The organism is Sphaerisporangium sp. NPDC051011 (assembly GCF_040653595.1).
Classification (GTDB): Bacteria; Actinomycetota; Actinomycetes; order Streptosporangiales; family Streptosporangiaceae; genus Sphaerisporangium.
In genome coordinates, this window is sequence record NZ_JBFAGG010000023.1 from 66,615 (window position 1) to 86,145 (window position 19,531).

17 protein-coding genes are annotated in these 19,531 nt (G+C 63.9%); 14 read left to right on the top strand and 3 right to left on the bottom strand.

Annotation, left to right across the window (positions count from 1 at the left end):
* Nucleotides 1-345 precede the first annotated feature (345 nt).
* Together AB0H21_RS36935 and AB0H21_RS36940 are read right to left on the bottom strand one after the other, a co-directional pair.
* Nucleotides 346-1,224: a DMT family transporter gene (locus tag AB0H21_RS36935; RefSeq protein WP_358526132.1), complete on the bottom strand. Its 879-nt coding sequence runs from the start codon at nucleotides 1,222-1,224 to the stop codon at nucleotides 346-348.
* 34 nt (nucleotides 1,225-1,258) lie between these two features.
* The gene (locus tag AB0H21_RS36940) at nucleotides 1,259-2,506 is read right to left on the bottom strand and encodes a hypothetical protein (RefSeq protein WP_358526133.1); all 1,248 of its coding nucleotides are present in this window, start codon (nucleotides 2,504-2,506) and stop codon (nucleotides 1,259-1,261) included.
* Between the two features lie 1,010 nt (nucleotides 2,507-3,516).
* Between AB0H21_RS36940 and AB0H21_RS36945 the strand changes: the two genes are divergently transcribed.
* The 14 genes from AB0H21_RS36945 (at nucleotide 3,517) to AB0H21_RS37010 (ending at nucleotide 18,708) form a co-directional block, all read left to right on the top strand.
* Complete coding sequence (locus tag AB0H21_RS36945; RefSeq protein ID WP_358526134.1) at nucleotides 3,517-4,752, top strand: ATP-binding protein; 1,236 nt, start codon at nucleotides 3,517-3,519, stop codon at nucleotides 4,750-4,752.
* Complete coding sequence (locus AB0H21_RS36950; protein WP_358526135.1) at nucleotides 4,749-5,147, top strand: roadblock/LC7 domain-containing protein; 399 nt, start codon at nucleotides 4,749-4,751, stop codon at nucleotides 5,145-5,147. The genes AB0H21_RS36945 and AB0H21_RS36950 overlap by 4 nt, the downstream gene beginning before the upstream one ends.
* Nucleotides 5,148-5,173: 26 nt before the next feature.
* Nucleotides 5,174-5,500: a DUF742 domain-containing protein gene (locus AB0H21_RS36955; protein WP_358526137.1), complete on the top strand. Its 327-nt coding sequence runs from the start codon at nucleotides 5,174-5,176 to the stop codon at nucleotides 5,498-5,500.
* On the top strand, nucleotides 5,478-6,080 hold the full coding sequence (locus AB0H21_RS36960) for an ATP/GTP-binding protein (RefSeq protein ID WP_358526139.1): 603 nt from the start codon (nucleotides 5,478-5,480) through the stop codon (nucleotides 6,078-6,080). Before AB0H21_RS36955 ends, AB0H21_RS36960 begins: the two co-directional genes overlap by 23 nt.
* Nucleotides 6,077-7,483: a cytochrome P450 gene (locus AB0H21_RS36965; protein ID WP_358526140.1), complete on the top strand. Its 1,407-nt coding sequence runs from the start codon at nucleotides 6,077-6,079 to the stop codon at nucleotides 7,481-7,483. Before AB0H21_RS36960 ends, AB0H21_RS36965 begins: the two co-directional genes overlap by 4 nt.
* The gene (locus AB0H21_RS36970) at nucleotides 7,465-8,607 is read left to right on the top strand and encodes a cytochrome P450 (RefSeq protein WP_358526142.1); all 1,143 of its coding nucleotides are present in this window, start codon (nucleotides 7,465-7,467) and stop codon (nucleotides 8,605-8,607) included. Before AB0H21_RS36965 ends, AB0H21_RS36970 begins: the two co-directional genes overlap by 19 nt.
* Entirely contained in the window at nucleotides 8,604-8,795 is a 192-nt protein-coding gene (locus tag AB0H21_RS36975; RefSeq protein WP_358526143.1) for a hypothetical protein, read from the top strand. The genes AB0H21_RS36970 and AB0H21_RS36975 overlap by 4 nt, the downstream gene beginning before the upstream one ends.
* An 81-nt stretch (nucleotides 8,796-8,876) precedes the next feature.
* Nucleotides 8,877-9,725, top strand: coding sequence for an SAM-dependent methyltransferase (locus AB0H21_RS36980; protein WP_358526145.1), 849 nt, complete (start codon nucleotides 8,877-8,879; stop codon nucleotides 9,723-9,725).
* A gap of 1,105 nt (nucleotides 9,726-10,830) precedes the next feature.
* Entirely contained in the window at nucleotides 10,831-11,703 is an 873-nt protein-coding gene (locus tag AB0H21_RS36985; protein WP_358526147.1) for an NYN domain-containing protein, read from the top strand.
* Nucleotides 11,704-11,712: 9 nt separating this feature from the next.
* Complete coding sequence (locus tag AB0H21_RS36990; RefSeq protein WP_358526149.1) at nucleotides 11,713-12,357, top strand: hypothetical protein; 645 nt, start codon at nucleotides 11,713-11,715, stop codon at nucleotides 12,355-12,357.
* Nucleotides 12,358-12,372: 15 nt separating this feature from the next.
* The gene (locus AB0H21_RS36995) at nucleotides 12,373-12,840 is read left to right on the top strand and encodes a hypothetical protein (RefSeq protein ID WP_358526150.1); all 468 of its coding nucleotides are present in this window, start codon (nucleotides 12,373-12,375) and stop codon (nucleotides 12,838-12,840) included.
* A gap of 347 nt (nucleotides 12,841-13,187) precedes the next feature.
* Nucleotides 13,188-15,860 (top strand): Helicase associated domain protein, encoded by a 2,673-nt coding sequence (locus AB0H21_RS37000; protein WP_358526152.1) that lies wholly within the window; start codon nucleotides 13,188-13,190, stop codon nucleotides 15,858-15,860.
* Between the two features lie 701 nt (nucleotides 15,861-16,561).
* On the top strand, nucleotides 16,562-18,049 hold the full coding sequence (gene ltrA / locus AB0H21_RS37005) for a group II intron reverse transcriptase/maturase (RefSeq protein ID WP_358526153.1): 1,488 nt from the start codon (nucleotides 16,562-16,564) through the stop codon (nucleotides 18,047-18,049).
* A 518-nt stretch (nucleotides 18,050-18,567) separates the two neighbouring features.
* Nucleotides 18,568-18,708: a hypothetical protein gene (locus AB0H21_RS37010; RefSeq protein WP_358526155.1), complete on the top strand. Its 141-nt coding sequence runs from the start codon at nucleotides 18,568-18,570 to the stop codon at nucleotides 18,706-18,708.
* Between the two features lie 306 nt (nucleotides 18,709-19,014).
* Here the strand turns inward: AB0H21_RS37010 and AB0H21_RS37015 are convergent, their stop codons facing one another.
* Nucleotides 19,015-19,530 carry an ArsI/CadI family heavy metal resistance metalloenzyme gene (locus tag AB0H21_RS37015; RefSeq protein ID WP_358526156.1) on the bottom strand — a complete coding sequence of 172 codons (516 nt, stop codon included), beginning with the start codon at nucleotides 19,528-19,530 and terminating at the stop codon, nucleotides 19,015-19,017.
* Nucleotide 19,531: the final 1 nt, after the last annotated feature.

The following is a 19,531-nucleotide window of genomic DNA, read 5'->3' on the forward strand; positions in this document are numbered from 1 at the left end:
GCCGGTACAGAAACCGGCGGCCCCGTGTCAGCCCCGTGCCCACGGGGATGAATCACTCGCGTTCCCTGGCTTCGCCCGGTTCTCGAGCCTGCCGGGTCCGGGCGGTCTCGATGTACTCCCGTACGCCAAGGGGAGAAATCGCATGTCATGAGGGTTCTCATGCTGGGATCCCAGCTAAGGTCGGGCCACCCGACGGGCTGCGCTTGTGGGTATTCGGCCGAATACCTGGCGTTACACCGCCTCTCGAGTCGACCGGTTACAACCCGTTGAGCGACCATGGGCGTGTTCCAGGCGGTGGGAACGGATCTTCGTCGGCACTCAGGGCGGCGCCGCCGTGTGGAGGCGTCAGGTCGCACCGGGAGACTTCTGTGTTCTACTCGCCAGAGCGGCGCCGACTACGATCGCGACCAGGCCTAAGACGGTGGTCACAGAGGGCTTCTCATGCAGGAACACCGTCCCGAACAGGACGGCGAAGCCTGGGGAGAGGTAGAAGGCCAGAGCCGCGTGTGCCGGTCCGCTTTGTGCGATCAGCGTGTAGAAGAGCACCAGGGTGAAGCCCGTGCATACCACGCCGAGCGCCAGTAGGGCCGCCGCCACCGGCAGACCAGGCAGGTGATCGGGGAGCGAGAATACGCCGGGTATGGCCAGCGCCACTGTGGAGACGAGCATGGCCGAGGTGGCCACTCCGAGTGGTTCGGCGTCGCTCAGGCGTCGATGAATCATGAGCGCTCCCGCTGCGTAGCACACGGCTGCCGTCACGACGAACAGCCCTCCCAGCAGGGCTCCGTGCCCGTCTCGCAGGTCGATGCCGAACAGTGCGATGAGGCCGAGCAGCCCGAGCACGATGCCGAGCACGCCTCGCCAGCCGTTGGGCCGTTGATCGGGCGCAAAGCGCACCGCGAGAAGTGCGACAAATAGTGGCTGTGCTCCGGTGAGGATCCCGGCCAGGCCAGAGGAGACATATCGCTGGCCGAAGGTGAGCAGCAGGAGCGGGGCAGTGGCCTGCACGAGCACCGTCTCGATCACCGCCCGCGGACGCTTACGCAGCGGCCGCAGCGCGCCACGCGTGATCGCCAGCGGGGTGAGGAGCAGTGCGGCCAGCGCCACCCGGCCGAGGACCACCAGGACGGGTGACAGCTCGCGCAGGGTGATCTCAATCAGGAGATACACCACCCCCCACAGAGCAGACAGCACCAGGAGTTCGACCCAGGCGCGTCGGCTCATCGGCTGGCGATCTTGTGTGGCTGCATCTCTCTAGTTAATAGTCGAGCAGGAGCTTGCGGTAGAGCTCTCGTACGCATTCCAGGCCTGTCCAGGGCATCAGCTCGACCAGGAGCTCGCGCAGCCGCCGCAGGTTGCGTTCGGACGCGGTGGCTCTGGCAAGGGCCTCGGCGTTGAGTGCAACGTGGCAGGCTTCCTCGATTTCCTGCTTTTGTATGCACACGTATGCCAGATCGATCAAGGTTCCGGCGCGTTCGCGGACAAAGGTGTCCGGCAGGAGGTTCAGCGCTTCGTGCAGTGCGGTGGTTGCCTCGGCTGGGCGGCGCAGTCGCATGAAGGCGCGGCCCAGCAGTCGCGCCGCGTGCGCCTCGTTGTTGAAGAAGCTGAGCCAGGCGGGCGTGTTGCCGGTGGTAACACCGTCGAAGGCACGCTCTGCTTGGTGCAGGGCCCGCATTCCGGCTGAGGGGTCGCCTGCGAACGCGTGCGCTTCGCTGGCGGCTTCGGCGATCCATGACCGCACTGCGGGCGGAACGCCCTTGGTGGCCAGTTCGCTTGCTGTGGACAGGAGTTTCAACGCGTCCTGCCCGTGGCCCGCATGCAGGTGGATGTAGCTCATCACCCCTAATGTGTAGGCGCGCATGCCACGGTCGCCGGCCTGGTCGGCGGCAGCCAACGCTATCTGACAGTAAGACTGAGCCTGCCCGTAGTGCTGGGAATCGATCGCCAGCCAGCCGGCCAACTGCGCGGCGTCCCCCACGGCCTGGTACAGGTCACGGCCGATTGCGGTGGTCGGTGCTTTGCCGGTCAGCTGCAACATGTGTGTGAGATGGCCGGCCACCTGCGGCTGCACGCTTTGCGCTCCGGTCTGGTAATCCATGACCCGGTAGGTGTCCGTGAGCCTGCGAAAGGTCTCGATGAGCGGGGCGGACAGAGCGATACCCGACCCGGCAGCACCTGCGGAACTGACTGTGATGACCGTCCGGGGCATCGCCTGAGCTTCGATGTACTTGCCCGGCATCACAGCACGCTCGGATCCGATGTGAGCCTTGTCGACGTCACCAGGACCGATCCCGAGTGTGCGAACCTGACGGGCCTCATCCAGGTGGCGGTAGTCGCACCAGTCGAGGAGGAGATCGGCGGCCCGGCATCCATACAACTGAGCGAGCTTGCCGAGTGTGTCCAGCGACGGCGCGTGACCGGTACTCCTGGGCCAGACCTCCCAAGTTGAGATGATCTTGGCGGTCTTCCGGTCGTCCGGCCAGCGCCTGCTCCATTCCTCGGCCACCCTGCGCTGACTCCACCCTCTGGCCATCCTAAACGCCACCCGCATGTTGACCTTATATCGCGCGCTGAATGCCTCAGCGATCTGCGTCCATGTTCGGTCCCGGGCCCGCAACTCCGTGACGAAAGCTGTCTGGTCTCTCTTCAGTTTGCTTGTTCTGTCTGCCATCGCCCTCACCGTCCCATATGGGCCGTCTACCGACTCATTGCCCTCGCGAAATCGAGCCCCCGACGTTATCGCTACAGCATTTACCGTTCCGCAGCTCAGCGCCACAACTCCCGGTTCGATCGGGATACGTGTGCAAAAAGATCCCGGTCCAATGGGATTGCCTGATGACGCCGATATCCCAGAAAGTCGACGCGTAAGCACACCGGGCTGGTGGCACGGGTATTCGCGCCACGGTGCGCGTGCCACCGCCGCCCTCGCAGGCGTGCGGTGCCAGTCCGGTGTCGATTGCGACATGTGACGTTGGCGCGGGCCGGGGAGAACTCAGCCGTGCGTCAAGAACTGTGCACCTGTGCCGTCTGGGCGCGCTGTTGGAGTGCGTGGCCATGTCGGCTCACCTTCACGCACCTGTACGTGAGAAGAGAGGAGTATCGGGCGTGATCACGCTCTCGCGCCGCCCGCTCGTCGTCAGCGCCAGAGCGTTGGCCCGCCGGTGTGCACGAAGGCATGAGATCACCCCCATACTCCAAACCTGGCACAGACGGCACCCGTACCGAACCGCTGCTGGAACCCGCTGCCTCATTCTCCAGAGGAGTGGCACGGGGAGCTCAGCAGTGGATGACGATCAGATGCCGACCCCGTCGATAACTCCGGACATGGCTGCCAGAACGCCTGCAAGGTCCACGCGCAGGCGGGAATCTTCGCTGTGGCGCGCCACTCGCCACCGGGATACGAGCCGTCTTCCGTCAGCCCCGTGCTCCGGTGGGAAGTCCGGTCCGCGCCAGAGCGCTTGGCAGTTCGAGCACAGTGCGGGACCCCATCCGTCCACACCCGATTACGAGGACCTGATGTCGCTGCTGGAGGCGTTGTTCTGGAGTCTGGTGATGTGCTTGCTTGTTGCCGTGGTCCTGGCGGTGCGCCAATGGCGAAGCGCCGCCGCCCTGCGCACGAGGCTGACGAGCAGTTTGCACGCCCGGGACGAGGAGGCCCTGCATCTGGCTACCGTTCGCCTCCCCGCGCTGATGGAGTCGTTGCAGCTGGAAACTGTCCCGGTACCCGGCCCGCTGCATGAGCACCTGACCGGATCGGAGTATGGCCGCAGCCTTGAGATGGTGATGGGGCTATTCGCCCAGAGCCTGAACACCGTGCAGGCGCGCGCCGATCAGTCGGCACGGGCCACGCTGATGGCCGCGATGCGGGCGCTCCAGGGACTGGCCAGCGAGCAGCAGCTGTCCATCTCGAGCATGCAGGACCGGTATGACAACCCTGACGTGCTGGGGGGTCTGCTGGAGATCGACCACGCGAACGCGCAGTTCGGCCGACGTGCGCAGGTCATCGCGGTCTTGTGCGGGGCGTGGCCGGGGCGCCAGCGGGCCGCTTGCCCAGTGGAGGACGTGGTGCGCGGCGCAACCTCGCGGATCCGCGACTACCGGCGGGTCCGGGTCCACGCGCAGATCGACACCGCCGTCGTCGGCCGGGTGGTCGAGCCGGTGGTGCTCGCCGTCGCGGAGCTGCTGGACAATGCCGCGCGTCACTCTCAGCCCAATACCTCGGTCGAGGTGAGCATTCGTGCGATGCACAACGGGGCCGTCATCGTGATCGATGACGGCGGCGTCGGCATGCACGACCAGGAGACGCGACAGGCGACCGTGTTGCTGTCCGGCGAAAAGGCGGTGGACGTCACCAAGCTCGGCGACCCCCCCAAGTTCGGATTCCCCGTCGTCGGCCTGCTCGCCAAACGCTACGGGTTCCATGCGTCGGTGGACTCGGCCTCGCCCTACGGAGGGGTGCGCGCCGTGGTGTTCCTCCCGAATGCGTTGCTGACCCCTTCGGTAGCAGATGTGCCTGAGGCGCCAATGCGCCGGTCGGTATCCGAAACCTCCCAGGCTCGGCTGGTCGACGGGCTGCCCAGGCGTCGCCGTCGTCAACCGGCCGAGCCGCAGCCGACGCTCGCAGGGCCCGTGCTGGGTAGGGCCGACCGCCCAGCCCAGGAGGCCGCGGCCAACCTGGGCGCGTTCCAACGCGGCACCCGGGCCGGCCGTGCGTCCAACGACTCCGACCACGAAGGGGATTTGCGGGTATGAACGACAAGCTGAGCTGGATGCTTGAGGACGCCTTGAACATGCCGGAGGCGCGCCATGCGATCTTGCTGTCCGCTGACGGGTTGTTGAAGGCGCACTCTGCGGGCATCAGCCGGGACGAGGCTGATAAGCATGCCGCCGCCCTGGCTGGATTGCAGTCGCTCAGCCGCAGTACGGCGGAGTTCTGCGCGGATCCACAGAGCCCGTGGCGGCAGACCCTGGTCGAATTCGCCGATGGATACGTCTTGATCACCGCTGCCGGTCCGGGCGCCTACCTCGCGGTATCCAGCACCCATGGAGTGGATTTGGAGGTCGTCAGCTTCCGGATGCACAAACTTGTCGACCGGCTTGGCAAGGAGCTGACCAGTCCGCCCCGGCGGGGCACCGCCAGCGTATGACTCCGCCCAGACGCGATAGCGGGTTGGTGCGGCCGTACGTGGTGACCGGCGGTCGCGCCTACCCGACACGCAACACCTTCGATCTGGTGTCCCTGGTGATCGCCGCCAACGACCTGTCGCTCAGTGGCCTGAGCCCCGAAAAACGCGACCTCATTGTGTTGTGCCGGGGAGGCGCACTGTCGGTCGCCGAGGTCGCCGGCTACTTGTCGCTCCCCGTCAGCGTCACCAAGGTCCTGCTGGGAGATCTGGTGGACAGCGGCCACATCATCACCCGCGCCCCTGCACCGCCGACCCCACGACCTGACACCCAGCTTCTGCAGGAGGTGCTCGATGGACTCCGCGCCCTGGCGTGACACCAACGTCTATCTGCCCGACACCGTGCAGACCGCGGTCAAGGTCGTGGTCGTGGGGCACTTCGCCGTCGGGAAGACCACGTTGGTCGGCACCCTGTCGGAGATCACGCCCTTGCGTACCGAGGAGACCATGACCCAGGCGGGGGCAGCCGTGGACGACCTGGCCGGAGTCGACGGCAAGGACACCACCACCGTTGCGATGGACTTCGGCCGCATCACCCTCAACCCCCACCTGGTGTTGTATCTGTTCGGCGCCCCCGGGCAGCAGCGCTTCCAGCAGTTATGGCATGACATTGCCTACGGAGCCTTGGGGGCGCTGGTGCTGGCCGACGCCCGCCGCCTCGAGTGCTCCTTCCCCGTCATCGACATGGTCGAGGAACACGGCCTGGCCTATGCGGTCGCTGTCAATCACTTCGAAGGTGCGCCTACGTTCGGCGAACAGAAGTTGCGCGAGGCCCTCGATCTGCTCGGCGAGACGCCTCTGGTCGTCTGTGACGCCCGCGACCGGACATCGGCCACCGCCGCGCTGATCGCCCTCGTCCAGTACCTGCATGCCCGTAGCAATCAGGAGCACGCGTGACCACCCACCCCGACCACGGGTCCGCACCGCCGGCAGGCTGCCCGGCGCACACCGGCCGCGCCTTTGCTGTGCCGTTGTATGGACCCGACTATGCCGCTGACCCCAGCCGCGTCTATGACCAGCTGCGCCAGTACGGGCCAGCCGCGCCGGTCGAGCTCGCTCCCGACGTGCACGCCACGCTGGTCACCGGTTATTACGCCGCCCTTGAGGTGCTGCGCAATCCGCAGGACTTCTCCAAGGACCCTCGCCGGTGGCGCGCCCTGGCGACGGGGCAGATCCCTGCAGACCACTCCGTCATCCCGATGATGGGATATCGGCCCAACTGCCTGTTCTCCGACGGTGCAGCCCACACCCGGCTGCGCCAGGCGGTGACCGACAGCCTTGAGCGTGTGGACCCGCACGCGCTGCGCGGCCATATCCAGCGCAGCGCCGATCGGCTCATCGACCGGTTGCCCGACAACGGCCATGCGGAACTGCTGACCCAATACGCCGGAGTCCTGCCGTTGCTCATCTTCAACCAGATGTTCGGCCTGGCCGACTCCGACAGCGATCGACTGGTCGCCGCCCTCGCCAAAATGTTCGAAGGCGGCACGGGAGCCAAGGAAGGGGACGCGATCTTCACGCGATACATGCAAGACCTGGTCGCCCTGAAGCGTGCCCAGCCGGGGGCGGACGTGACGTCGTGGCTGATGTCCCATCCGGTACGGCTGACCGACGAGGAGATGGTCCATCAATGCACGCTGCTTATCGCGGCCGGCACCGAGCCGGTGAAGAACTTGATCGGCAATGCGCTGCGGCTGCTGCTTGCCGACGACCGGTTTGCGGGCAACCTGTCCGGCGGAAGCATGCCCATCGACGCCGCGCTGGATGAGGTGCTGTGGAAGGACCCTCCCATGGTCAACTACGCCATCCACTACCCGGTGCGTGAGCTGGACCTGAGAGGAGTTCGCCTCCGCGCGGGCGAGCCGGTTGTCATCGGCTTCGCCGCAGCCAACACCGATCCGCAGCTGGCCTCGGCGCCCATACATCGGCCGGGCAACCGCGCTCATCTGTCGTTCAGTGCCGGCCCGCACGCCTGCCCCGCGCAAAATCACGCCCGTCTGATCGCAGCTGTCGCGATCGAACGGATCCTGGATCGCCTGCCGGACATGGAACTGGCCCTCCCCGCCGACCGGCTTCAGTGGCGACCTGGACCTTTTCACCGGGCCTTGATCGCCCTGCCCGTACGTTTCACCCCCATCCGCGTCAATGCCACACCTGGAGACAGCCCGTGGAATCCCAGCCCCGCCCCATCCACCTGGACGCACACGGCCCCGACATCCACGCCGAGGCATCCCGACTCCGCGACGCCGGCGCGGCGACGCGGGTGGAACTCCCTGGTGGCGTGGTTGCGTGGGCGGTAACCCACCACGACACGCTCAAACGGCTACTCGCCGACCCGCGCGTATCCAAGGACCCCCGCCAGCACTGGCCTGCTTACATCAACGGGGAGATTCCGCCGCACTGGCCCCTGTACACCTGGGTCGCGGTGGACAACATGTTCACTGCGTATGGCGCGGATCACAAACGGCTACGCGCATTGATCTCTAAGGCGTTCACCCCACGCCGCACCCAAGTGCTACGGCCACGCATCCAGCAGATCACCGACGACCTCCTCGACAGAATGGCCGGCACCGCAGCCGGTGAAGCCGTCGACCTTCGTGAGGAGTTCGCCTACCAGTTGCCCATGCGGGTGATCGCCGAGTTGCTCGGCCTCCCGGGTAGCCCGCGAGATGACCTACGCCGCGTCGTCGACAGCGTCTTCCACACCTCCGCCGACACAGAGGAGGTCATGGCCACTCAACGCGACGCGTACACCATCCTGAGCAACCTGATCGCCTCCAAGCGCGAAACCCCTGGAGACGACATGACCAGCGACCTGATCGCCGCCCGCGATCAGGACGGCGGTTCCCGCCTCAGCGAAACCGAACTGATCGACACCCTGTTCCTGATGGTCGCAGCCGGGCATGAGACCACCGTCAACCTCATCGACAACGCCATCCACGCCCTGCTGACCCACCCCGACCAACTCGACCTCGTCCACGCCGGCAGCGCCTCGTGGGACGACGTCATTGATGAGACGCTGCGCTGGCAAGCGCCGGTGGCCACCGTCCCGCTACGCTACGCCGTCCAGGACATCCACCTCGATGGCCAGGACATCGTGATCGGCAAGGGGGAGGCAATCCTCGCCGGTTACGCCGCTGCGGGGCGCGACCCAGCCCAGCACGGCGATGACGCCGACCGCTTCGACCTCACCCGCCCATCCCGCCGCGACCACCTGTCCTTCGGCCATGGGGTCCACTACTGCCTCGGCGCGCCCCTAGCCCGGCTCGAAGCCGGGATCGCGCTGCCTGCCCTGTTCACCCGTTTTCCCGACCTCGCCCTCGCCGTCCCCCCGCACGAACTGCTGCCCCTGGACTCGTTCATCGCCAACGGACACCGCACGCTTCCGGTCGTACTTATCGCGGAGTCGGCGGGCGCAGAATGACCATCAACGATCATCCGGGGTGGGGCGCGTACTTCTCCTGGTGGACCGGCCGGTACTCACAGGGCATCGGCCTCAGGGTCTACGCCTACGTGCCAGTGAACAGTCCACAGTCCGCGGCCGACTGGATCGCCCAGTGGTGGCGTCAGCTCAGCGGCGGCGGCCGGCTGTTAGAGGTGGCAGCGGCATGAGTTCGTCGATGTCCTATGGCCCCACCGAAACGAACTGTTTGCATGGTTGGCGGAAACTGCTGATATTCGGAGGAAGCGGTCATGGCGAGCCTACTTAAAGGCGGCCCGTCCGATGGTGGGGAGTTAGTTCAGCTTCGTCCATCTTTGGACACTAATACTCCGCGTGTGGCACGGATCTACAACGTTCTGCTTGGCGATGATCGGGACAGCTTCGCCTCGGAGCGGGAGGCAGCGGCCAAGATCTTGGCTTTGAATCCGCGTATTGCGCATATGGTGAAGGCGAATCGGCGTTTTCTTGGGCGTGCTGTTGAGTATGCAGTGGGTGAGGCTGGTATGCGTCAGATCCTCGACATCGGCAGTGGATATCCCACGCAACGGAACGTTCATGAGGTGGCGGAAGAGGTAGCGCCGGGTAAGGTGCGAACGGTTTACGTTGACAATGACGAGGTCGTTGCCATTCATGGTGCTGCGCTGCTCGACTCGCAGACGAAGAAGCATTCGCGCAGCTGGTTCATTAAGGGTGATCTCCGGTCGCCGGCGGAGATTCTGTGGGCGAGCATGCCGCATATCGATTACACGCGACCGGTTGCGCTGTTGCTGGTCGCTGTCCTGCATTTCATCCCCGATGACGAGGACCCGCACGGGATTGTGGCGGATCTTGTCGGCACGCTGGCCCCGGGGTCTTTGCTGATCCTCTCGCACGTGCTGCGTGACCCGTCGATGACCGAGGCGGCGCGTGTCTACGAGGGTGCCAGTGCTCCAGGTGTGCCCCGTAGTCGCGAGGAAGTCGCTGCCTTCTTCCGTGGACTGCACATGGTTGAGCCGGGCCTGGTGGCGATGCCCGGATGGCGGCCGGACAATCCTTTCGACCAGCACGAGGCGGAGCACCGTCCCATGCCCGTGCTGTGCGGGGTGGGAGTCAAGCGGTGAATTTCCCTCCGCTGGCCGTGCCGTCGGTTGTTGTCGCCGCACGGAGACTGCAACGGCGCCTATATCAAGGATACGGGCTTTCCGTTGACGTTCATGAGGATCTCGATGCGGCAGTGGTGTCAGTCGGTCCTGACCTGATCGTCCGGTGTGAATGGCGGCCGGCCGGTCTGGTGTATCGCTGGTGGACCGGCCGGTATTCCCGGGACGGTAGGCGTCACGTGCAAACCTACGCTCTCATACAGCAAGTTAATTCGGCGGCACAGCGTATCTATCGCCGTTATCAGGAAGTAGAGCCAACGGCGTCGTCCAACTGGGGGAGTCCTTTCCCGGTTGCGTCGATAAGGCCGAATACGAGTGAGGATGACGCCAGTCGGCTGAGTTAGATCGCGGGGCCGAATAGACGGAAGTGCATCATCAACCCGGGCATTACGACTGGCATGATCTTTTTCCATGTTCCTGCATGTCGATAGGCGGTTCGCTTGGAGACGTCGGAGGTTCGAATCCTTCCGCCCGTACGCAGTCGGTTTGCTGGCTGCCCGTTACGGCGGTTCGCGGAGACTTTCACCCGCTCTGTGACCTGTCAGGTATCGGGGATATCGGGGAGTGGCACTGAATTACATGCGGCCTTCGGGATGCCTGGCGATGGAGGTTGGATATAGAAAGCTGACGTATCGGTCTTTTGGCGGAGATATGTGTTCACCACAGTGTCCCCCGGCTATCTCCTGAGCCGGGGGACATCGGGAAGCGATGAGGCGTTAGTGATTCTCCCGCGGTTCTGTCGCCGGTTTCAGGTAGGTGACGCCTCGAAGGGGAACGAACTGCTTTTCGACTTCACCCGTGAGGCGGCGCACCGGTTGATGTGCGTGCAGATCTTCTAGCCGTCTCTACCCGGATACCAGCAAGAGGGAGGCCCTCTATAGGTTAGAAACTGTCGAGAAAACTGCATACCTTGCGAGCCTTCGGCTACCGCGTTCACACAGTCGAAGGCCCCCCAATCCGATGTCACCGATTAGGTAAGCGAATACTGTTCATGGGTCGCTCTGGTTCTACGTCTGCGAATCGGCCTTCACTGAGGACGGCGCGGGCTACCTCTCTCCGGCTGGGTGTGTTCTATGACGGCACCTGGTTCGATTACTTCTGGCAGTTCATGGCGGATCACTCTGAATGGCAGGCGAGCCCGTCATTCCCGGGGATTCATGATGCGCTGCGCTGGTACGTGCACAGAGAATTCGGTGTTTATCTGGATGAGATCGTCGTCTCTGAGGCGCATTTCGTTCTTGGGCGGTTCGTTGGGTCTGGAACCGAATCCGCTCCGGCGTTGCGGATCGCGTCGGCGAGATGGGATCTTGTTCTCAAGAAGTCGGGGATCGTCCGTCATAGCGTGGTGTACGACGGCAACAAGGAGTCGGGGGCGGATGTCGCACTGTCGTTGGCGGCATACTCGGCGGCGACCTCCCGGGCTGTAGATGTTGTGGTGCTCGTTACTGGGGACTCTGACTATTTGCCGCTGATTGACCGGCTCCGCAGTATGGGTGTTCCGGTGGTCATTCCGCAGATTTCCTCAGAGCGTGTCGCTACCACGGCGCGCACCGCTGCTTTCCTGGTAAAGGCCGCTGATCGTGCGCCTAAGTGGGAGGATCTGTTTTCGGCCGCGCTCGATCCTGCTTATCCGCTGATGTATCCGTTCAACATACCAATTGCGGGGACTATGGGGAGTCCGCGCGCTGCTGACGGGTATCGGTATGGGACGGTTCAGCGGTGGGAGCATTTCCAGAATCATGGCTTCATCCGGGACAAGCACGGAACGGCGTGGTTCGTCGGCGTGGCTGATCTTCCGCCTGGATTAAAGCGGCTTCCGGTGGGTCAGGCCGTCCGGTTCAATGGCGTTGATCGGATTCCGCAGGGTTGGAAATATCGGCAGGCTCACGCTGTCGTGCCCGTGGACGGCTCCGGGGCCGAGGGTTTGCCGGGGCAGTAGCAATCTGCCATGAGCTGGCGGCGGCGCGGCGACGACCTCCAACCCGCGCCGTCGCCTTGTCATCATCTCTCCACCTTTCAGCGACGGCAACAGTCGTTGCTGTTTCCACATATCCACACGAGAAGAGAAGCGAACATTCCAATGGAAAAGTGTCTCAAGTCGTTTGAAGAGGTCCTTACTCTCCTTACCGGCTCCCCCCGGCACGATGGTGTCCCGGTCGATACGGCTGCGGAGGTGCCTCTCGGGGATGTTCCCCGGGCGGGTTTGGCATGGACCGGCCGGAAGCCTTTTGTTCGCCGTCTGGGTATTGCGGTGGCTGCCTTCGGTGTCGGCTTGGGGGTGCGGGCTCTGCTGGATGTCTTATCGGTGGGGCTGTCGTTGCCGGTGGCTGCGGGGATCTCGGTCATTGTGGTCGTGGCGGTGGGACGTGTTCTCGTCAGCGCTCCGCTGACGGCATTTGGCCCCGTGGATTGGGCAACGGCGACCGCCTATTTGCAAGAGCGGCGTCACGTCGTGCCAGAAGAGACACAGCATGTGCTCGCGGCCTTTATGGCAAGAGTGCTGACCAGTAATAGTAGGCGTATCAAGGGGATCTATCCGTTCTTTCTGCCGTGCCCGGACGGCAGGCAGGACGGCGGTTGTGATCACGGCTAGTGCCTCGTTGTGGGCGTGATGTGGCTGGGCAGGGTGCGCGTGGTCACCCTGGGGTATAGGGCCGCGCACTTGAGCCCTCCGGTTCTCAAGGCGTTCTTGTATCACCATTTGCGGCAGACGACCGGGTTCATGAATGGGTGGACGGTCGTACAGAACGGCTTGGCCGTTGCCGGGTGGTGGGTGGCCGGGTTCTTGCCGCTGCCGTTTGGCGTGGCGGTTATGGGCCTGGTGGCGGTGATGCCGGTCATGGGCTTCGGGAACACGCTCGTCTGTGACGTGGCGGCGGTGCGTGCTGCCGGGCGGGATGCCAACCTCGCCGTGATGAAGATCGCCCGGTCAATGCGTGCGGGGCAATCGATTCAGGATCATCTGTGGACGGTGGCAATGGCCCTGCTGGCACCGCCGCCAATGCCGTTAGGGCTGCGAGTGGGCGTGGTGCGCGCGGCGGGGTTGCTGTGGCGGGGGCCTCGCGTCGCCGAGTGACGTTGTGAGCGTGGAGGCGCTTGGACTGCGGGCCACGCGCAAGAGCTGGGGTCTCGGATGTGAGATCCCCTCGGGGCCGCCTCTGATCGGAGGCGGAGGGCGAAAGGAGAGTGCCTATCGATCGGTGCCGTTGATCAGTGACAGAGATACCCCACGTAGTCCCCGGCTTGCCGTGCCGGGGGCTACCTCTGTGAGCGGGAGCGCCGTGGCCGGCTGGATGGCCAAAGGCCACCCCGAAGGGGCGACCGTGAGGGAGTCCTGCCGGCGACGGTGCGGACGATTTGTGCGGCGCCGCTTTTTACGTCCGCTACGACGTGGCGGGCGGCCGTGCCGCCCTAGGGAGAGATGTGACAGCGAAGGTTCTACGGCCGCATCAAGTGACCGCCGTTGAAGCCCTCTACCGCGAGATTGCGACGGGTGGCCGCGCGCGGTTGACCATGGCGTGTGGGTCGGGTAAGACGCTGACGGGCGCTGGATTCCTGGAGCGTATCGGGTGCGGCAGGTCCGTGGTCTTCGTTCCGACCCTGGAGCTGATCGCGCAGACTGCGCGGGCGTACGCGGACTATCTCGGTAGCGGTACGGGAGTCATGGCGGCGGTTTGCAGCGATCCGAGCGTGATGATCGAGGCCGCGCGGATCAATGCGAGCCTTGGCGCTCTTACGGCCGGAATCACGACCAGCCCCGATGTTCTGGCGGGCATCATGAGACGTTGGGATCGCCTGACGGTGTTCTGCACGTATCAAAGCCAGAGTGTGGTCTCGGATGCGCAGGCGCGTGGCGCACACGACTGGGACCTGATGGTCGTTGACGAAGCACATCTTAGTGCGGGGCATGACGGCAAAAAATGGAGCGGCGTTACGCGGGACGATTATATTCGTGCTAGTCGGCGTATATTCATGACCGCGACTCCGCGCATCTTAGAAGCTGCGGACGCGGTGAGCATGGACGATGACAGCGTCTATGGGAATGAGGTCTTTCACCTCAGTTTCGGCGAAGCCATTAAGCGACGGCTGGTCGCTGACTATCAGGTCGTAGTCCCATTTGTCACGACTGACGAGGTGCTGCGAGCGATGCGAGGAAGGCCCGTCGTGAAGGTTGGGGCGAAGGCTGTTTCAACTGAGATGCTCGCGGGGCAGATCGCTTTGCTGAAAGCGGCTTGCCAATACGGACTCCGGCGGGTGATTACGTATCACAGTCGGGTGGCTGGGGCAAAGCAATTCGCTGCGACTCTCCCTAGTGTCGCGGAACTCTTGCCTAGAGAAGAACGGCCGACCGCGATAGACGCGGATGTCGTATCCGGAACGATGTCTCTAGACAGGCGTTACGGAGTGTTAAGTCGGCTGGAGCAGCCCGGGGACAAGACAGTGATTGTCTCGAACGCTAGAGTTCTGGGGTTGGGTGTGGACGTGCCCGAACTCGACGCGATTATGTTTGCCGATGCGCGCAACAGCGTCGTTGATATCGTGCAGGCGATTGGCCGCGTGGTTCGTCTCGGCGATACTCGGGAGAGAAGGAAAGTCGCGACTATCATAGTGCCGATAGTTCTGGCCGAGGGCGAAACCCCGGACGCGGCACTGCGAGGTTCGAAGTTTGATCCCGTGTGGGAAGTGCTACGCGCGCTGCGCGCACATGACAGCCGTGTAACGAATTGGCTGGACAGTGCGCGGAATACGGTGTTCGCCGATTCGTATTCTTCTGGATCGCTTCAACTCCCTCCGTGGCTTCACCTTGTCGGTAGCGAAGTTGACCCGAATTTCGGCAGCGCCATCACCGTACGGATCGTACGCGCGATCTCGTCAGGGACGGAAACGTACATCGCGGCGGCACGTGCTTACCACGCTAAGCATGGTGATCTGGAGGTTCCGGCTGCTTACGTCACGCAGGACGGTGTGCGGTTGGGCCGGTGGATCGCGTCCTTGCGAGGAGATCGGCGTTCACGGTTGAGCACGTCCGAAGTGCGTGCATTGGATGCCCTCGGGATGAGGTGGGAGCCGATGCAGCGAAGCCGGGTGAAGTTGTTCAAGATGCTGCGCGAATACCATCTCGAACACGGTACCTGTGAGGTTCCGGGGACCTACAGCGTCGGTGATTTCCGGCTCGGAAAGGAGGTCGTATACCTGCGTACGCTCTGGAGGTCAGGCAGCTTATCAAAGGAGGAGGATGCAGATTTAAGGAGGCTCGGCTTTCGTTGGGAGGTCGGTCCTTGGGAACGCGGGATGAAGGCTGCTAGGGATTTCTATGAGACGAACAAGCATCTACGCGTCCCCTACGACTACAAAACAGCGACCGGTTTCCGGCTCTACGCCTGGGCGAAGAAACGGCGAATTGACCGCCGTAACGGCAGCTTGTCCGAGACGCAGATCGCGGAACTCGACCAACTGGGCTTTGTCTGGGATACGCCTTGGGAGCGTGGTGTCAGGGGGTGGGAGGAGCTTCGCAAGGCCGGTAAGCATCACCATATCCCGACGTCGTACAGGTCTAGTGAGGGAGTAGCCATGCACAGATGGGTTGCTAACCGACGCCTGGATCGACAGAGGGGTCGTTTGACTAAAGAGCAGATCGCCGAGTTGGACGCCAGTGGATTCATATGGGCAACCCCGTGGGAACGGGGGTTGCAAGCCGTACAGCGCTATGTGGCGGAGCATGGAGATCTAGACGTCCCAGTGGGCTATCAAGTGGAAGGCGGATTGCGGCTTGACGTGTGGGTGGCTACGCAGCGCACCAAGCGGGCTCGCGGGGTGCTCACGGCGAAGGCGATCAACGAGCTGACCAAGCACGGGTTCACCTGGGGTAGCGGTGCGGGCGGGCTAGACGACTTAATAGAGTTCCACGCGAAGCATGGGCATCTGCGAGTGTCCCGGAAGGCACGGAAGCCAGGTGAAAGAGATCTAGTGCATTTCTTAGTAAAGCAACGCAGGCTTAGGCGGCAGGGGCGGTTGTCTGTCCAGGAGATTGCCGCATTGGATGCTCTGGGCATGGACTGGAAGGGCGCGGATCAAGGCTCGCCACGTGTTGAATGATGGGCTCGGGGCCAAATATTGCGGGCTGGTGGCCTCCTGTGATCAGTGCGGGAGCGCCGTGGCCGGCTGCATGGCCGTAGGCCACCGGTAGGGCGGCCGTGATTGCGCCACGAGGCGCGGGTGTTGCGGATGGAGGTGAAAGACCGTCCATCGCCTTGCCGTCGTAGCGGCAGGGTGAAGCTGGAGGCAACTCGACCCGGGGGTCGCCGGGGAGGGTGAGAGCAGCCTCGACAAAGTCGCGTCGGTTCAGTACTGCCGGATGGGCCGAGCGCGGTGAGCGAGACGGGAAGGTACACGTGAGGAATCGGTGTTGTTACGCCTCTTGACGGCCTTACCAGCTCTAATCCGGCGGATGTGGGCTGGGTGGCGGCGCGTATCCGTTCGTCGACGACGGATGGAGAACTCCCGATTGGGTCTTTGCGGTCTGGGTCGGGAGGCCACGGTGAATGACTACGGCGTAACCGTTGGCGATGCCGCAGGGGTACAGCCGAGTGCCTAACCCGTCGACCGAACACCCGTGAACGTGGGAACCACCTGCGACCGTTCCACGGAGTCCCTTTGCCCAGCCAGGGAGGGAACCAGGGATAGGTGCGACGCCGACCGAAGGAGCAGGTGGGGCGGAGCCGTTGTAGTACTCCGAGCGCGGGAAAGCCGCGTACATGGGGAAGAACGGCAGCGTGTCAGTTCAAGGAGGGAGTGTAATGTCCGAAGATGCGCCGGTGAACACCGGCGCCGTGGATTGGCCGGATCAGGATTCAGCCTTTTTCGCGGTACGGAGGATGCAGACCAAGTTACATCGCTGGGCGGGAGAGGAGCTCTCCCGTCGGTTCGGTGACCTTTACAACCTTGTTTATGACCCGGCGTTTCTGGTTCACGCGTGGGAACGTGTGGCATCGAATGTCGGGGCGAGGACCCCGGGAGTCGACAAGGCCACGGTGGCCTGGATCGAAACCCGGGTTGGGGTGGATGTGTTCTTGGGCCACGTCCGGGATTCGTTGAAGTCGGGCGAGTTCCAGCCGGTCGAAGTGCGCCGGGTGATGATACCAAAGGCCAGCGGGAAACTCCGCAAACTAGGTATACCTACTGTCGCTGACCGCGTGGTCCAGACAAGTCTGAAGCTGGTGCTCGAACCCATCTTTGAGGCAGACTTTCTGCCGTGTTCGTATGGGTTCCGTCCTAACCGGCGCACACACGACGCAATAGCCGAGATACACCATCTGGCCTCCGAGCCTACCAATTACCGGTGGGTGCTGGAGGCGGATATCGCCGCGTGCTTCGACGAGATCGGGCACACGCCACTACTCGACCGATTGCGGCGTAGGATCAAGGATAAACGCGTGTGTGCGCTGGTCAAGGCGTTCTTGAAATCCGGGGTCATGACGACAGCCGGAGACCGGGAAGAGACCATCACCGGCACCCCACAAGGCGGGCCGCTTTCCCCGCTGTTGGCGAACATCGCTCTGTCGGCGTTGGACGAACACTTCCACCGGCAATGGCAGCAGGAGATGGGAACCAAATCACAGCGGGCCAAACGCGTAAGAAAGGGCCTGGGCAACTGGCGTCTTATCCGTTTCGCCGACGACTTCGTCGTGATGGTGTTCGGGGAAAGACACCATGCTGAGGCACTGCGTGAGGAGGTCGCGACCGTCCTAGTCACACTGGGGTTGCGGTTGTCACCGGAAAAGACCCGCGTGGTTCACATAGACGAGGGCTTCGATTTCCTCGGCATGACCATACGCAGAATGCGGAAACGAGGAACACAGAAGTACTACGTCTACACCAAACCGTCCAAGAAAGCGGTACAAGCGATCAAGGACAAGGTGAAGGAGAAGACGTATAGGTCGACCCTCCATATGGACCTGGACAAGCTGATCCTCAGCCTCAACAGGTCACTGGTGGGGTGGGCGAACTACTTCCGGCACGGAGTGTCCAAGGACGTGTTCGACGCGATCGACAGCCACGCCTGGTCGAGGCTGATGCGCTGGATACGCGCCAAGTACAAGGGCAAGAACCGGATCAGCCTGAAGGAAATCCGACGCCGCTTCTGCGGCACAGGATGGAGATTCGCCTACAACGGGGTTGTGTTCACCGGCGCATCCAGCGTCGCCGTGACCCGGTACCGCTATCGCGGTAACAAGATACCAACCCCATGGACCCCGAACCCAGCAACCGCAGTACCAACGGGTTGACCGGCGGGCAAGACACGTGGAGCGCCCGGTGCGGTGAGAGTCGCACGCCGGGTGCGGGAGGGGACTTGCGGGAAACGACCGGCGGCAACACCGGCACCGCGCCCGCAGGTCTACCTCACGGAAGTGCTGCCGGCGACGGCGCGGCGGGGAGCGATGCGGGTCCGTCTGCTGGTTCTTTCGGCATTTGGACCTTTTGCGTATCGTCGTCCCCCAGTACCGTCCACGAGTCCACCCGGACCGTTGGCAACGCGACACGCTGTACGAGCATGGCGCCTCCCCTTCATCAACGTCATGGATGAAGGGGAGATGACCACGTCACAACACCAGATCACAGAGCTTCTGGCGACCTTGCTGAACATCGAGAACATGCGCTGGAAGGCTTGAGATAATGGCGGAGTTCATCCGGGAGCTCATCGTGGCGGGCACCCGCGAGGGCCTGGCCGCCGCCCGGGGCCCGCGGCCGGGTTGGCGGCCGCCCGACCGTCGTCAACGCCGACCTGCTGCGCGCTGCCCGCGACATGCTGCCCAACCCCGAGCACTCCATCACCTCCATCGCCAAGCTGCTCGGCGTCTCCGCCGGCACCCTCTACAACCACATCCCTGAGGCGCGGGAGCTGCGGGCCGCCGCCGCGCGCCAGCTGGAAGCGGCACCGCGGTGATCCCCTCACAGCACCGTGCGAAGGGCGGCGCCCTGCTGCTCGGGGCAACCGGACCCGGGCGAGCACGGGCCCTTCGGCCCGTACGGAAACGATGATGAGAACGAAGGACTACTCCCAGGCTGGACAGTCCCCTGATGCATGGGCGATGTCAGGCCGGCACGCTGAACGCGGCCAGCTGCTCCAGCTCATTCGCCATGCTGGGTCGACGCCGAGAGGGTGGAGCAGGCCATCCCTTGACCTGTGGACCGCAATCGCCGTCATGTCGGGCAGGCCGTCCGGATGCCGGCACCACAGAACCCGCCTCGCTCAGCGCCCGCAGCTACAGCCAGCGGCGGCCTTGGCCTCGGCGACGGTCTGGCTGGGGTCGACGGACTTCTCTTCGGGGGTGCAGCAGATGGTGGTGCCGCAGCAGGCGTCGTCTTCGGCGGTCGGGATCTCGCTCTTGCCGAGGGTGTCGGCGTCGGCCTTGACCACATACACCTCCCACGGCTCGGCGCCGGGGCCGTGCACCCAGACCTTGTCCTGCAGTGCGTAGCAGCAGGAGGTGTCGTTCTCTTCGAAGGTCGCCAGACCGGCCTCCTTCAGGCGGCTGGTGGCGGCGGTGACCTCCTCGGTGGAGGTGACTTCGACGCCGAGGTGGTCCAGGCGGGTGTCCTGCCCGGCCTCTCCCTCAATGAGGACGAGCTTGAGCGGGGGCTCGGCGATGGCGAAGTTGGCGTATCCCTCGCGGCGCTTGGCCGGCTCGGCGTTGAAGAGCTTGGAGTAGAAAGCGATCGAGCCTTCCAGGTCGGCGACGCGCAGGGCGAGCTGGACGCGGGACATG

What these genes read in the sequence shown, in the direction of transcription:
- AB0H21_RS36935 (WP_358526132.1), bottom strand. Translation starts at nt 1,224, where the DNA reads ATGAGCCGACGCGCCTGGGTCGAACTCCTGGTGCTGTCTGCTCTGTGG.
- AB0H21_RS36945 (WP_358526134.1), top strand. Translation starts at nt 3,517, where the DNA reads ATGTCGCTGCTGGAGGCGTTGTTCTGGAGTCTGGTGATGTGCTTGCTT.
- AB0H21_RS36950 (WP_358526135.1), top strand. Translation starts at nt 4,749, where the DNA reads ATGAACGACAAGCTGAGCTGGATGCTTGAGGACGCCTTGAACATGCCG.
- AB0H21_RS36960 (WP_358526139.1), top strand. Translation starts at nt 5,478, where the DNA reads ATGGACTCCGCGCCCTGGCGTGACACCAACGTCTATCTGCCCGACACC.
- AB0H21_RS36975 (WP_358526143.1), top strand. Translation starts at nt 8,604, where the DNA reads ATGACCATCAACGATCATCCGGGGTGGGGCGCGTACTTCTCCTGGTGG.
- AB0H21_RS36980 (WP_358526145.1), top strand. Translation starts at nt 8,877, where the DNA reads ATGGCGAGCCTACTTAAAGGCGGCCCGTCCGATGGTGGGGAGTTAGTT.
- AB0H21_RS36990 (WP_358526149.1), top strand. Translation starts at nt 11,713, where the DNA reads ATGAGCTGGCGGCGGCGCGGCGACGACCTCCAACCCGCGCCGTCGCCT.
- ltrA (WP_358526153.1), top strand. Translation starts at nt 16,562, where the DNA reads ATGTCCGAAGATGCGCCGGTGAACACCGGCGCCGTGGATTGGCCGGAT.
- AB0H21_RS37010 (WP_358526155.1), top strand. Translation starts at nt 18,568, where the DNA reads ATGCTGCCCAACCCCGAGCACTCCATCACCTCCATCGCCAAGCTGCTC.
- AB0H21_RS37015 (WP_358526156.1), bottom strand. Translation starts at nt 19,530, where the DNA reads ATGTCCCGCGTCCAGCTCGCCCTGCGCGTCGCCGACCTGGAAGGCTCG.